Source organism: Candidatus Zixiibacteriota bacterium (assembly GCA_034003725.1).
GTDB lineage: Bacteria > Zixibacteria > MSB-5A5 > GN15 > FEB-12 > WJMS01.
In genome coordinates, this window is record JAVEYB010000003.1 from 50,999 (window position 1) to 64,690 (window position 13,692).

A 13,692-nucleotide genomic window follows, 5' to 3' on the forward strand; every position below is an offset into this window, starting at 1 on the left:
TTCGCATGGTACGGTTTCTTGCGACAATGGGTGCGCTTCTTGCGCTGATAACGCCGGCTCTGAGCGCGGGCGACGGTGACGGCGGCTACGGTGGCGCTTTTTACCAGGTTCCGTTGGGCGCTCGTCCGACCGCCATGGGCGGCGCCTACCGGGCAATATCGAATGACGGCGCTGCCCCGCTGTTTAATCCCGCCGGTCTGTCGCTGCTCGATCGTACGCTGGTGGCGTCTTCCTATCGAGCCATGCAGCTCGACCGACAGCTCGGTTATCTGACGTTTATGTTCCCCGTGCAGGGGCAGACCGCAATCGGCGGCCACTGGCTGTATGCCGGCTCCGGCAAGGTGCGCGAGCGGGACTCCGACGGATTCGATCTGGGACGCGATTTCTCGCTGAACCACCACCAGTTCAGCGTCGTGTTTGCCAAACGGTTCGAGAAGTACCTCGCGGTCGGCGCCAACCTCTCCTATCTATACGCAAAGTTTCCCGAAGTCGTGGCGACCGGGGTCGGCTTTGACTTCGGCGGGCTTCTCTTTGTCGACGAACTGATCGACCGCGAAAAGCGCGACGACATGCCGGTGAAAGATATCCGGCTCGCCCTCACGATCAAGCACATCGGCAAGGAGTTCGCCTGGAACAGTGAGAAGTACAACGCCAGGTACTCCGGCGACGCTATCGGGTATGAACAGACCGACAAGGTGCCAGTCGAGTTCGCCCTCGGCTCCTCGGCCCGTTTTTTCGCGCGCAAGCTTCTGCTCGCCGCCGACGTATCCATGAACGAGAAGCAGGGACCGATCGCCTACGCGGGAGCGGAATTTTTCCTCCGACCAGAGTTTGCGCTGAGAGCCGGCTACTACCAGAAACGCTTCACCGCCGGCACGGGCTACGTCTTTACGTTTGGCAGCGTCACGATGGCCGTCGATTACGCCTTCTCGACCGACCGGGTCGACGAAGGTTCGGAACACATTTTTTCGTTCGACTTTCTCCTGTGATGAGGCGGTGACAGACCATGCACATGCGACAGTTCACGGCCGCCCTCCTGATTGTTCTTGCGGGCGCCGCTCAGGCTAACGACGGGCTCGCGTTGATGCGGGTCGAACCGGGTGCGCGACCCTCCGGGATGGCCGGCACACTGGTGTCCATCGACGGCGACCCGCTCTCGTCGGCGTACAACCCGGCCGGCGGTGGCGGCGTTTCCTCCTTTGTCGTGTCGTTCGGGTACAACACCTATTGGGAGAATATCGAGCTGGCCGACGGCTACTTCGTTGCTCCCTTGTTCGCGCGATGGAGTCTGCACGGCGGGATTCGCTACGCCGGTGTCAACGATATCGAAGGGCGAACGCAGCCCACGCTTGATCCGTTCGAGATAACGACCTTCGATGCCGAAGACGTGTCTTTCAAGGCGGGACTCCGGTACGACGTGTCGTCGACCGTATCGGCCGGTGTTGCGGCGGGCTGGTATATCGAGAAGATCTCCAGCTACCGGGGGTCGGCCTTCAATGTCGATCTCGGCGTACTCGTCCGCGCGACTCACGCTCTCACGATGGGAGCAGCCGTGACCAGTCTCGGGTCTGACTTCCAGCTCGAAGAGAGCGGGCAGGGTCGCTCCCGTGACATCTCGCTGCCGACCACCTACCGTGTGGGCGGTTCCTACCGCTACGACCGGTATCTCGGCGCTCTCGATGTCGTCTACGTCAACGACGATCCTCACGTACACGTGGGGGCGGAGGCCGACATCCATGAAGTCTTCACCGTGCGAGCCGGCGTGATGACCGGGTACGATTCCAGGAACATCACCGCGGGCGCAACCATCCGTCGGCGGAACTTCTCTTTCGACTACGGCTTTGTCCCGTACAGCAATGACTTCGGGACATCGCACCTGTTCAACCTGACCGTCACTTTGTAACATATAAACCGCTAAGGAGCGCATTACGTCAGATGGCTAAGTACAAGATTGCGTGGATGCCGGGCGACGGCGTCGGCAACGACGTCATGGACGCCGCAAAGATCGTTCTCGACAAGACCGGACTCGATGCGGAGTACATCCACGCCGATATCGGCTGGGAGTTCTGGCGGACCGAAGCCAACCCGCTTCCGGATCGCACCATCAAGATCCTCAACGAAACCGACTGCGCGTTGTTCGGCGCGATCACGTCGCTTCCCAAAGAGGAGTGCGAGAAGGCGCTGGTTCCGTCGCTGCAGGGTAAGGGGCACGTCTACTCCTCGCCGATCGTCCGGCTTCGCCAGGAATTCAACCTTCGCACCAATCTCCGCCCGTGCAAGGGTTATCCGGGTAACCCGCTGAACTACCGGGACAACATCGACCTGATCGTGTTCCGCGAGAACACCGAAGACCTCTACGCCGGGGTCGAGTTCTTCCCGCTGCCGGATGAAGTTCGCGAAGCAGTCAAGAAGCACAACAAGAAGATGGCGCGCTTCGACAAAACACCGAGTAACGAAATCGCCGTCTCGCTTCGTATCAACACCAAAACGGCTTGCCGGAATATCATCATCGACGCCTTCGAGCACGCGAAGACTTACGGTTACAAGAGCGTCACGGTGGTCGAGAAGCCCAACGTGGTGCGGGAAACATCGGGCCTGATGGTCCGTACCGCCCGCGAAGTGGCGAAGAACTACCCCGGCATCGAACTGTGGGAGACCAATATCGACGCCATGTGCATGTGGCTGATCAAGAACCCGCTCGACTACGGCGTGCTGGTGACCTCGAACCTGTTCGGCGATATCGTCTCCGACTTGTGTGCGCAGCTGGTGGGCGGTCTTGGTTTTGCGGCCTCGGGCAATATCGGCGACAAGTACGCTGTCTTCGAGCCGACCCACGGCTCCGCGCCGAAATACGCCGGCCAGTACAAGGTGAACCCGATGGCCATGCTTCTGTCGGTGAAACTCATGTTCGACTGGCTGGGCGAGTCGAATCTGAGCGCCGCGCTCGAGAACGCTATAGCCGACGTCGTCAAAGAGGGCAAAGTGCGCACCTACGACATGGGCGGCAAAAACACGACGCTTGAGGTGGCGCAGGCGGTCGCCGCGAAATTGTAGGGCGGATCCGTATTCGAATCCGCTACTGGTAAAGCGTGCCACAGGTGCCGTTAGGCGAGATCGCCTGACGGCACTTTTTTTTATTCCCGGCGCATAGGCGAATTTGAAAAAGTCCCTGTAATTTGTTGTCGACGGGCCAGTTACAGCAAAATGGCTTTGTTTTGTTATTTTCAGGGTACCCTATAGTGTCAATCTGTCTAACTCGATGTGGCGGGGGAGGATAATATCTCGCCTGGTGTTGTTGTTCTCGCCGGGGCCGTGAGCCATGATTGAGATCGATTCCTCCGTGAATATCGGGGTCACGGTGATATCCGGGAATGCATCTCAACGTGCAACCCCGACTCCGCCGCAATACGGAAAAGTCATTGTACAAGTCTGATCGCATGGGAGTTACAGCCCGCCGCGGCGGGGTTCGTTTTGTCATTTTTGAGGGGGCCCCATTTTTGTTCTGCGGATCGGTGACGGCGATATGACGTTGCCGCAGCCGTGTTACGGTGTCAGGCAGACAAGTACACCGGTCGTTTTTCGCGTGGTTCGCAGACATCAGTTAGGCTCCTCTTTCTACAATAGAGGGTCGCGCCGTTTTTACCTTCGAGGATGCAGCGAAAGTGAGGGGGGATTGATTCGAGGAAACAAGAGCGTCACGTCGAAGAGAACGGGGGTCCTGTTAGTGAACCCATAGCAATCAATGGGGGACTCAGCCACGGCGGCGATAATGGCAGGTCCGGAGACGAACTTTCCGTACGGTGACTGACGGTCCTGGGGGCAGGCCCACCACAGGCGGGCGGGCCAACGGGCGGGGCACCACGGGGTCGAGGAAGATGCTGTTGCTGAAGCAAGCGATCTGTCAGTGGTGCGGAGATAGAAACTGTACAAGCGAGTCGAGTTTTGTATATTGGTGCAGGAGGGACGTTATGACAAAAATAGCTCGTCTTTTGTTAGGTCTCGCACCGCTGTTATTTATCGGTTCCGCAGGCGCGGTCGACATTCTTCATCAGGATGTAATTGGTGACCTTGCTACCTACCATCGATTAAGCCCAATCGCAAGCGCCGAGGGGGGTTACCGTGGCTTCGTCGCAAGCGACCTTCTGCAGGACCGCATTGATATCTACGATATTGCTGGGGTCATCACCGATAGCCTGCTCATACCGATCGACCTCTCGGATGCGATTGCCCGCCTGAGTGAAGGCGACGATATGTTGCTCGTTTATGTACTTACGGACACTTCAGGCAGTGTGCATGGTACCCAGTTCCATGTGCCTCGTGTGACCCTCTATACGTTGCCCGGTCCTCAACCAAGCGCGGTGACCGACGATCCGGAGCTCATCTCGCTTTACAATCCGGCGATGGGGACGTATATCGTTGAGGTGAGTGGCAGGCTCGCATTTGAGCAAGACACTGCAGGTTATCCCTCGGCGGTGATCCTTCGTGCTAACATTAGCACTTCCCTCTCCGAAGGGACGATGGGGACGCGGTCTGACGGGGGGCAGTCATTCGTTCGATACGGGCTCGACCTCGCCGCCCGGCAGGTGTGGGGAAGCGCCGGAGATTATGTCACCGGAGATTTTTGTGGCGCCGCATCGGCGGGATACGCCCGTTTCGTGAATTGGATGCACTCCGTCGCCGACGATCCCTGGAACAGCGGATACTGGTGGGGAACGTACCTGCGTGTCGGCCTCCACGACAGCGTGGCCGTCGGCTGCAGTACCGACGAAGGAGCCTCTTACCGGTTGTTCGCCGGTAACTTCGACCCAGCGTCGGCAACGGATGAACTCATCCACCATGGGCGAGCCATCGACATGCTCGGACTGGACAGCACGGCTTCCCGCCACCTCGCCTGCTACAGCTTCGCGGACTCATCAGTCAGCATAGTATGGAGGATAAGCGAGCCGACCGGCTTTGTGGCACATCATTACCTACCCGAACGGAATGTCATCGTGGGCCTGCAGTCAAACGGGGTCGTGCTGACTATCGACTGTGCGACCGGTGCTATCGTCGACTCCATCCCGCTCGGCCGTGCGATCGTGCATCCCGCGTTTCTGTTCGGTCAGGATCGTACATTGCCGGACCTGTTTGGCCGAGTCGGCGATACGGTGTTCGTTTTCGCCCCGGGTACGCCAACCGATGTTGAAGAAGCCTCTCCGGGATTACTCCCGAATTCGTTCGTGCTCCGGCAGAACTACCCGAATCCGTTCAATCCAACCACGACAATCTCGTTCGATCTTCCGGTCGCGGGTGAGTATCGGCTGACTGTCTACAACACGCTGGGTCAGGAGGTGGATCGCATCGATGGCATGTCATCGGCCGGGTCTGTCTCGATCGAGTGGAATGGTTCAGGACTGGCTTCGGGCGTGTATCTCTACAAAGTGACGGTCGCTGATTTCGAAGCGTCGAGGAAGATGCTGTTGCTGAAGTAGCGGCCGGGTGGGCCGCCCCCGGCGACAGAGTCAATAGGAATGGCAGGTCCGGAGACGAACTATCCGTACGTTGGCTTTGTACCGTTAAAATGTGTCACCCATGATCCCGGATCAACCTGTTACCTATGTCGCCGGTTTGTACCCGTCGACATCCCACCCGGGACGCCTGTCCGCCGAGGCGGGGGTGGGCTACTCGGTTAACCAATGTCCCGACAGAACATGTTACCTATCTTATGACACCGTACACCGAAGACGGACCTTCCCGACGGTGAGCTGCGCGCGGTCTCGGGGCATCCCGGCCGTGCGCAGCGATTAGCCCGACGAGCCGCCGTTATTTGTCCGGGTGCAGGGCGGCGACTTTTTCTTCGAGTTCACGCACGCGCTTGGTCAGGCGGGTGATCTTGCCGTCAAGCTTCGCCAAATCGGCCGGGCGGACCCAGATGTTCTCTTTGGCGAATTTGGACACGCCCTTCTGGGCTTTGTCGGCTTCCTCGATGACCTTTTTCCGGAAGGAGTCGGTCGATTTTTCGGCCTTGTCGAGCAGTTCCATGATGGCCGCTTTGCGGTCGGACTTGTCGACTTCGCCCTTCTTGATGAGGTCGTCGATAATCTTCTCGGCCTTCGCCTTGGTCACGTTGAACAGACCGATCGAGGCCAGAACCGTGTTTTTGAGGATCGACATGGAGGTATCCTTTCCCAATTGTATGGCATTATGCAGAAATTGAGTCGCTTCGGTGACATCGCTCCACAGGCCCGACTGGCCGGCCATGACCCGTCCCAGCACGGTGGGCGTGATGTCTTTGCCGGTGGCCGAGTCGAGCACCTGGACCTGCTCGCCTTCTTCGATCATCCGGGCCAGCTCGAACTGCGTGATCGTGCGACTGGTCCGGGTGTCGTACAGCCGCCGGTTTTTATACCGTTTGATAACGCGCATGGTACAGAAAATATAGTGCAGTGCACAAAAAAGTCAAGCGGTGAGATGCGGGGGCCGAAAGCGGCCGCCCGGGGGGATGCGGTGGGCAAAAAGGCCGGTCAGCGTTTGCCGGTCGACATGATGACGATATTGACGATTTCGAGCAGCCGTTCGCAGGAGAACGGCTTTTTGATGAACATGTCTCCGCCGACCTTGAACGAGCGTCCCATGTCGTCGTTGCGGTCTTTCCCGGTCAAAAAGATCACCGGTATATGGGAGAGGGTGGGGTCTTTTTTGAGTTCGTTGCAGATGCTGTAGCCGTCGACCTGCGGCATCATGATATCGAGCAGGACGAGGTCGGGTTTGAATTGGCGGATGGTGTTCAGCGCGTTCTGGGGCGCGTTTTCGACACTCACCGCGTAGCCCGACTCGGTCAGAAAGGTTTCGACGATATCGGTGATTTCCGGCTCATCGTCGACAACGAGAACGCGGGCCTGCTGTGTTGCTACGTTGTTGGCCATCTCGGATCCTTACTGGTCTGATGCAGGACAGTCCCTTGTCTTTCCTTGTTTATATCGGCGGCTGGGCGCAGACACTTGAGGCGTGATCGGTCAGTCCGAAACCGACATCAGGGTCACCCGGACGAGGTCCTTGAGCTGCCTCGGGGAGAACGGCTTCCGTATAAACGCCAGTCCCCCAGTGGAAAAGGACCGACCGCCATCCTCCGCCGGCGGGCGTCCGGTGAGGTATATCACGGGCGTATCACGGAGCGCCGTATCCTCTTTCAGCTGCCGGGTAACCTCGTATCCCGACATGTCGGGCATGGTGATGTCGACAAAGATGAGATCGGGCGATAACGCGCGAGCCTGCGACAGCCCCTCGCGTCCGCCGTTCGCCGTATGGATGACATGACCGTCCGATTCAAGCACGGTCGCCACCAGCCGGGTGATCATCGGATCGTCGTCGATGACCAGGATCGATGCTTTTTTCGCAGCGGAGTCCTGACGCATGCTCGCCCCTCCTTGGTCGTATCTCGATGGAACTCGTGTCCGTATCGATTTTTATCGACAGGGCGCCGGATTTCCTGACACGATTCGGCAGTTTCGTTCGATTTGCGGCGTTCTCCTGCCGCGCGGCGATGTCGTGGGGGCGTTTTACATTGCCAAGCAGGGCCCGTTTTTCTATTCTCCGTCGATGGAACAGCGGACGCCACAGATTCGGATGATCGCCCAAAACCGGCGCGCCCGGCGGGATTTCGAGATCCTCTCGACGGTCGAAGCCGGCATAGAACTGCGCGGCAGCGAAGTGAAGTCGCTTCGCGAGGGCAAGGTCAATCTTGCCGACGCCTACGCGGCGATCGAAGGCGGACAGGTTGTCCTGCGCAATCTGCATATTCCGAAGTACAAGATGGCGACGCACGATACGCTCGATCCAGACCGTCCGCGACGGCTTTTGCTTCATCGGCAGGAGATCCGCAAACTGACCGCGCGGACGGTGCAGCGGGGCATGACCCTGATACCGCTGGCGTTGTATTTCAAGGGCAAGCGCGCCAAGGTCGAACTGGGACTGGCGGTCGGGCGTAAAAAGTACGATAAGCGCGACGCGATCGCCAAAGCCGAGGCAGATCGTCGCATCAAGCAGGCACTGAAAAAGGACCTTCGATAAATGACTCCTTTCGTGACGCGGTTGTTGTCGTTGCTGATGGTCATGGCGCTGTCGGCCGGTCCGGCGTTCGCGCGGGACGTCAAAGTCTCCATTTCGGGCGGCTATGAAAAGGTGGAGGCGATCGAAAACAACCGGATCATTTATGTCTCGCTGTCGCAGCTGTCGGAGATACTGGGCGGGTCGCTCGACTGGGAGATGATCGGCCATCGCGTGATCTACACGCAGAACGACGTAGCGTTCACGCTGATAATCGGCGCGCCGTACTTTCGGATGGCCGACAGCCTGTTCAACCTGACCTACCCGGTGGACTTTCGCGACGGGCAGGTGTACGTGCCGGCGATGACGTTTATTCCGTTCCTGGACCGAGTCGTGGCGCAAAACGTGTCGTGGAACTCCGACAACGAGACGATACGAGTCGACTCCGACTATTTCAACGTGACCGATCTCGGGATCAGTCCGAAAGCCAACGGCTTGTTGATCGAGATTTTTTTGTCCAATGCCCTTGCGTACGAGCTGTTTGTCACCGAAGGGAACTGGGTGAACGTGTCGATCCGCGACGCGCGGCTCAACCGCGCGAGGATCGAGTCGCGACGCGACAGCCGGTACATGTACGATCTCAAGACGCACCAGGTGGAAAACACGGGGCAGGTGTCGTTCCGGCTTCGCCGGGGGATCGGCACGCTGAACCACAAGCTGGTCTATAATCCGCCGCGCATCCAGATTTCGATCGCCGATACCGATTTCGAATTCGATACGACGCCGAAACCGGCGGTGGGGCCGGACGACAAGATCGACGTGATCGTTATCGACGCCGGTCACGGCGGCAAGGACTACGGGGCGGTCGGGGCGGACGGCACCCGCGAGAAGGATGTGGTGCTCGATATTGCGCGGGAGCTGGCCAAGCAGATCCGCAAGGAGAAAGAGTTCAAGGTCATCATGACGCGGGACCGGGACAAATATGTGTCGCTGGACGAGCGGGCGAAAATCGCCAACGAGGCGGGAGCGGATTTGTTCATTTCGATTCACGCGAACGCGTCGCCGAAAAAAAATGTCCGGGGCTGGAACGTCTTTTTCCTCGCGCCCGCCAAAAACGACTCGGCGCGGGCGGTCGAGCAGTTCGAGAACTCGTTTTTCCTTCGGGAACTGGCCGACTCGCAGGACCGCGATCACGACGAGTCGTTTTCGCCGGGGCTCGATCCGATCAGCGATATACTCAACCAGATGATCATGACCGAATTCCAGGTCGAGTCGCATGATTTTGCCATGATGGTCGACCGGGAGCTTCGCCGTCGCCTCAAAAGCCCGGCGCGCGGCGTGGACCAGGCGGGGTTTTTCGTGCTCAATAAAGTGTATACGCCGTCCATCCTGGTCGAGGCGGCTTTTATCTCGAACAAGACCGAGGAGAAGCTGCTCCGCGACGGCGATTTCCACAAGGACGTTGCGGACGGCATCTACCAGGCAATCAAACGCTTCAAGGCCAAGTACGAGCTGGCCGCAAAGCAATAACACGGTACAACGCATGGATGCACCAATCGGCATTTTCGACAGCGGTGTCGGCGGACTGACGGTGGCCCGCGAAGTTTTCAAGCTGCTGCCGTACGAGGACGTGGTTTATTTCGGCGATGTCGGCCGCACACCGTACGGTCCGCGTTCCAAGGAGATTATCACCCGGTTTACGGCGCAGGATATCGCCTTTCTTCTGGAGCAGAAAGTCAAGTTCATCGTGTGCGCCTGCAACACGGCGTCGTCGGTGGCGCTGGACCAGATCGCGGGAAACTACACGATCGATATGGTGGGGGTCATTCATCCCGGTGTCGCGGCCGCGCTGGAGAAAACGAAAAACGGCCGGATCGGCGTTATCGGCACCAACGCAACGATCAGCTCAAACGCCTACGCGCGCGTTATCCATGAAAACGACCCGGATATCAAAGTCTTCTCGCTGGCCTGTCCGCTGTTCGTGCCGCTGGCCGAGGAAGGATATATCAAAAAAGCGACCTACCTGATCGCGCAGGACTACCTGCAGACGATGCACGATGTCGAGATCGACACGCTGATACTCGGCTGCACGCATTATCCGTTGCTGAAGGACGTGATTGCCGAGGTGATGGGGGACACGGTCGTGCTTATCGACAGCGGCGAGGAGACCGCGCGGGTGGTGTACCGTCGGCTGACCGAATCCAGCCTGCTGCATTCGCGCGCGTCGCAGCATCCCCGGGTGGAGGGGGAGCACAAGTTCTACGTGTCCGATGTTCCGGAGAAGTTCACGCAAGTGGCGAGCCGGTTTCTGGGGTGGAATATCGACAAGGTGACGCGGATAGATATAGGGCAGTACTAGGCAGAGTCTCGATTACACGGAACCGTAGATGCAACTCGTTCTGGCGACGAATAACAAAGACAAAATCCGGGAGATCAAAGACCTGCTCGATGATCTGCCGATCTCGATTTTCACCCGCGATGACTTTCTCGAGTTTCCCGATCCCAAAGAACACGGCGCGACGCTCGAAGAAAACGCGATTATCAAGGCGACCGCAATCCGCGACTTCTGCGGGATGCCGTCGCTGGCCGATGATTCCGGGCTCGAGGTGGACGCGCTTGACGGGGCGCCCGGCGTGTACAGCTCCCGTTACGCAGGGGAGAACTGCACCTATGCGGACAACAACCGCAAGCTGCTGCGCGAGCTGACCGGGGTGCCGGACCGCAAGCGCACCGCCCGATTCTGCTGTGTGATCGCGATTGCGTGGGTCGACGGTTCGGTGGAGACGGTGGAGGGGGTCGCCGAGGGGAGAATTGCCGAAGATGTGACCGGCCGCGAGGGGTTTGGATACGATCCCGTGTTTTACTATCCGCCGGCCAAGAAGCGGTTCGCCGAAATGACGCTCGACGAGAAAAACCTCGTCAGTCATCGCGGCATTGCGCTGGAGAAAGCACGCGACCTGTTGATCGAGCGTCTCAACGAGAACCTTCCCGACGACATCTACGAACTCTGATGATCCGGTGACGTAAGGCGGGGGAGAGGACGCTAGAGGTCTTTACCTTGATGCGCGTAAGGGGGGATCACTTCAGCAGCTTTTCGAAAGCGTCCTCGTCGAGGACGGTGGTCCCGAGTTTTTTCGCCTTGTCGAGTTTGGAGCCGGGGTCGGCCCCGCACAGGAGATAGTCGGTATTCTGGGAGACCGAGCCGGTGACGATGCCGCCGTTTTGCTCGATCACGTTTTTGAAGTGGGAGCGGGGGCGGGAGAGGGTCCCGGTGATGACGAAGGTCTTGCCGGCGAGCGGCCCGCCGGAACGAACGCTTTTGTGCTCAGGGAACACGACGCCGCCATCGCGCATCTTTGCAAGCATTCTGCGGGTATCCTCGTGGGCAAAAAACTCGTGGACCGTGGCGGCGATGACCGGACCGATGCCGGGAATGGAGACGAGGTTTTCAGCTGTAGCATCGGCGAGTTTTTCGATCGTCCCGTACTGCGCCGCGAGCAGTCGGGCGGCGGCCTCACCGACACCGAAGATGCCGAGGGCATAGACCACGCGGGGCAGGTCCGCGCTGCGGGAATGGTCTATTGCGGCGATCAGGTTGGCGGCGCGTTTCTCGGCCATCAGGTCAAGCGGCAGCAGTTGTTCTTTGGTGAGGTAGAACAGGTCGGCAGGGTCTTTCACCAGCCCGGCGAGAATCAGCTGGCGGGCGAGTTTGTCGCCGAGGCCCTCGATATCAAAGCCGCCTTTCGATGCAAAGTGAATCAGCCTGCCTTCGACCTGCGCCGGGCAGGCGAGGTTGAGGCATCGCCACGCCGCTTCGCCTTCGGGGCGGACAAGCTCGGAACCGCACGACGGGCAGTTTTTCGGGAATATGATGGGCCGGGCGTTTTTGGGGCGTTTTTCGCGAACGACTTCGACCACCTCGGGGATGACATCGCCGGCACGGCGAATGACCACCGTGTCGCCGATCCGGGCGTCGAGCGCATTCACCTCGTCCTCATTATGCATGGAGGCGTTCGACACGGTGACCCCCGCCACCCGCACCGGTTCCAGCTTGGCGACCGGCGTTACCTGCCCGGTGCGGCCGACGGAAAACTCGACATCGTTGAGCACGGTTTCGGCAAGTTCGGCGGCGAATTTCCATGCGACGGCCCATCGCGGCGCGCGTGAAATCTGTCCGAGCGTTTCCTGATCGGCGAAATCATTCACCTTGATCACCATGCCGTCGATCTCGTAATCCAGCGTGCGGCGCCGGTCGGTGAGTTGTTCGAATACTCGTTCAACCGCATCGACACCTTTCGGGTAGGCGACCAAATCATTCACACGGAATCCCTCGTCGGCCAGGAACGCAAACACGTCGCGCTGTGACCGCAAACCATCGAGACGCCAGTCGGAAATGCCGTACGCATAAAACAACAACGGCCGTGACGCCGTGATTCTGGGATTGAGCTGTCTGAGGGAGCCCGCCGCGCCGTTGCGTGGATTAGCGAGCGGCGGTTTGTCTTCGGCGCAAAGCTTCTCGTTGATACGATGGAAATCGGACAGCCGCAGGATGACTTCGCCGCGCACCTCCAGGAGGGGATACCGTCTGGCGGCCGCATCGGATAACCGCAGCGGGATGCTGTGGATCGTGCGGAGGTTGGGGGTGATATTCTCACCCGTGGCGCCGTCACCCCGGGTCGAGCCGAGTACGAACACGCCGTTTTTGTAGACCAGTTCCACGGCAAGACCGTCCAGCTTGGGCTCGGTGACGTACTCGATGTCATCCGTCCGTTCCAGACCCTCGGTCACTCGACGGTTGAAATCCTCGAATTGCTCCCGGCTGGTCACTTTCTGGAGGGACAGCATGGGCACCCGGTGTTCGACCGGTTCGAATTTCTGCGACGGCTGGGCGCCCACCCGCTGAGACGGGCTGTCGGGCGTTACCAGTTCCGGGTATTGCGACTCGATTTCGAGCAGCCGGTCGAACAGCCGGTCGTACTCGGCGTCGGAGATACTCGGGTTATCCTCGACATAGTAGCGTCGGTTGTGTTCGTGGATTTGGGCGCGCAGTCGTGCGAGTTCATCGCGCAGTTTCTTGTCGGGGGATGCCATGCCGTAAAGTATCGACGGCGGTCGGGGGTGTCAATCACAAGTCGTTTATGCCTGCGGAGGGGGATCGGGCCGGCTTTTCCGGAAGGCGGCGATGTCCTGCCCGGCGAGATCGTCGACGATATCGGTGACCCAGATGCGGGCCACGCATCCGGTGTCATCGCAATCGACAATCACCGACCACGCGGGCTGATAGCTCGATGTGGCGGGCCGGTCGCTGAACTCGACCATGAGCAGGTCGCGGTCCGGATTGGTGAAGAAACGCGCCGGGGGCAGCGCCGCGCGGAAGTCCAGCCACCGGATATCGGACGGCTGCGCGTAATGGGGGACGGTCAATTTCTCGACCACCTCCCAGCGTCGCCGCGCCTCGCGAATTTCCACAAACAGCAACATCCCGTGTTTGTCGAGGTCGAACCGGATGAGATCGGACTCGAGGTAATTGAAAAAGCGGTGCGCCGGATCGTACGGGGCAAGCTGGACGTACAGCGTGTCTTCTTCCAGTTGATAAAAACCCCGGCCGATGGGGATTTCATCGGCCGGGGGCATAATGCTGATTTCCAATCGCCCCGTGTCCACCGG

Annotated in this window: 13 protein-coding genes; 8 read left to right on the forward strand and 5 right to left on the reverse strand. The window is 59.3% G+C overall.

Annotation, left to right across the window (positions count from 1 at the left end; genetic code table 11):
- Positions 1–5 precede the first annotated feature (5 nt).
- From RBT76_04995 to RBT76_05010, 4 genes are all read left to right on the forward strand, one after another.
- On the forward strand, positions 6–989 hold the full coding sequence (locus tag RBT76_04995; protein ID MDX9857123.1) for a PorV/PorQ family protein: 984 nt from the start codon (positions 6–8) through the stop codon (positions 987–989).
- A 17-nt stretch (positions 990–1,006) separates the two neighbouring features.
- Entirely contained in the window at positions 1,007–1,903 is an 897-nt protein-coding gene (locus tag RBT76_05000) for a PorV/PorQ family protein (GenBank protein MDX9857124.1), read from the forward strand.
- A gap of 32 nt (positions 1,904–1,935) precedes the next feature.
- On the forward strand, positions 1,936–3,054 hold the full coding sequence (locus RBT76_05005; protein ID MDX9857125.1) for an isocitrate/isopropylmalate dehydrogenase family protein: 1,119 nt from the start codon (positions 1,936–1,938) through the stop codon (positions 3,052–3,054).
- A 914-nt stretch (positions 3,055–3,968) separates the two neighbouring features.
- Complete coding sequence (locus tag RBT76_05010; protein MDX9857126.1) at positions 3,969–5,471, forward strand: T9SS type A sorting domain-containing protein; 1,503 nt, start codon at positions 3,969–3,971, stop codon at positions 5,469–5,471.
- Positions 5,472–5,802: 331 nt separating this feature from the next.
- On the opposite strand, the gene RBT76_05015 is transcribed toward RBT76_05010, so the two are convergent.
- The 3 genes from RBT76_05015 to RBT76_05025 form a co-directional block, all read right to left on the reverse strand.
- Positions 5,803–6,405, reverse strand: a complete 603-nt coding sequence (locus RBT76_05015) for a polyhydroxyalkanoate synthesis regulator DNA-binding domain-containing protein (protein ID MDX9857127.1) — start codon at positions 6,403–6,405, stop codon at positions 5,803–5,805.
- A gap of 98 nt (positions 6,406–6,503) precedes the next feature.
- Positions 6,504–6,905: a response regulator gene (locus RBT76_05020; GenBank protein MDX9857128.1), complete on the reverse strand. Its 402-nt coding sequence runs from the start codon at positions 6,903–6,905 to the stop codon at positions 6,504–6,506.
- A 90-nt stretch (positions 6,906–6,995) separates the two neighbouring features.
- Positions 6,996–7,394, reverse strand: a complete 399-nt coding sequence (locus RBT76_05025; protein ID MDX9857129.1) for a response regulator — start codon at positions 7,392–7,394, stop codon at positions 6,996–6,998.
- A 184-nt stretch (positions 7,395–7,578) separates the two neighbouring features.
- Here RBT76_05025 and smpB point away from each other — a divergent pair, with 184 nt between their 5' ends.
- The 4 genes from smpB to RBT76_05045 are packed head-to-tail and all read left to right on the forward strand — an operon-like array spanning position 7,579 to position 11,036.
- The gene (gene smpB / locus RBT76_05030; protein ID MDX9857130.1) at positions 7,579–8,049 is read left to right on the forward strand and encodes an SsrA-binding protein SmpB; all 471 of its coding nucleotides are present in this window, start codon (positions 7,579–7,581) and stop codon (positions 8,047–8,049) included.
- Positions 8,050–9,555 (forward strand): N-acetylmuramoyl-L-alanine amidase, encoded by a 1,506-nt coding sequence (locus tag RBT76_05035; GenBank protein MDX9857131.1) that lies wholly within the window; start codon positions 8,050–8,052, stop codon positions 9,553–9,555. It abuts the gene before it with no gap.
- A 13-nt stretch (positions 9,556–9,568) separates the two neighbouring features.
- A complete protein-coding gene (murI, locus tag RBT76_05040) occupies positions 9,569–10,384 on the forward strand; it encodes a glutamate racemase (GenBank protein ID MDX9857132.1) in 816 nt (271 codons plus the stop codon).
- 28 nt (positions 10,385–10,412) lie between these two features.
- On the forward strand, positions 10,413–11,036 hold the full coding sequence (locus RBT76_05045) for an XTP/dITP diphosphatase (GenBank protein ID MDX9857133.1): 624 nt from the start codon (positions 10,413–10,415) through the stop codon (positions 11,034–11,036).
- 67 nt (positions 11,037–11,103) lie between these two features.
- Here the strand turns inward: RBT76_05045 and ligA are convergent, their stop codons facing one another.
- A complete protein-coding gene (ligA, locus tag RBT76_05050; GenBank protein MDX9857134.1) occupies positions 11,104–13,116 on the reverse strand; it encodes an NAD-dependent DNA ligase LigA in 2,013 nt (670 codons plus the stop codon).
- Positions 13,117–13,161: 45 nt separating this feature from the next.
- Positions 13,162–13,689: a hypothetical protein gene (locus tag RBT76_05055; protein MDX9857135.1), complete on the reverse strand. Its 528-nt coding sequence runs from the start codon at positions 13,687–13,689 to the stop codon at positions 13,162–13,164.
- Positions 13,690–13,692 lie beyond the last annotated feature (3 nt).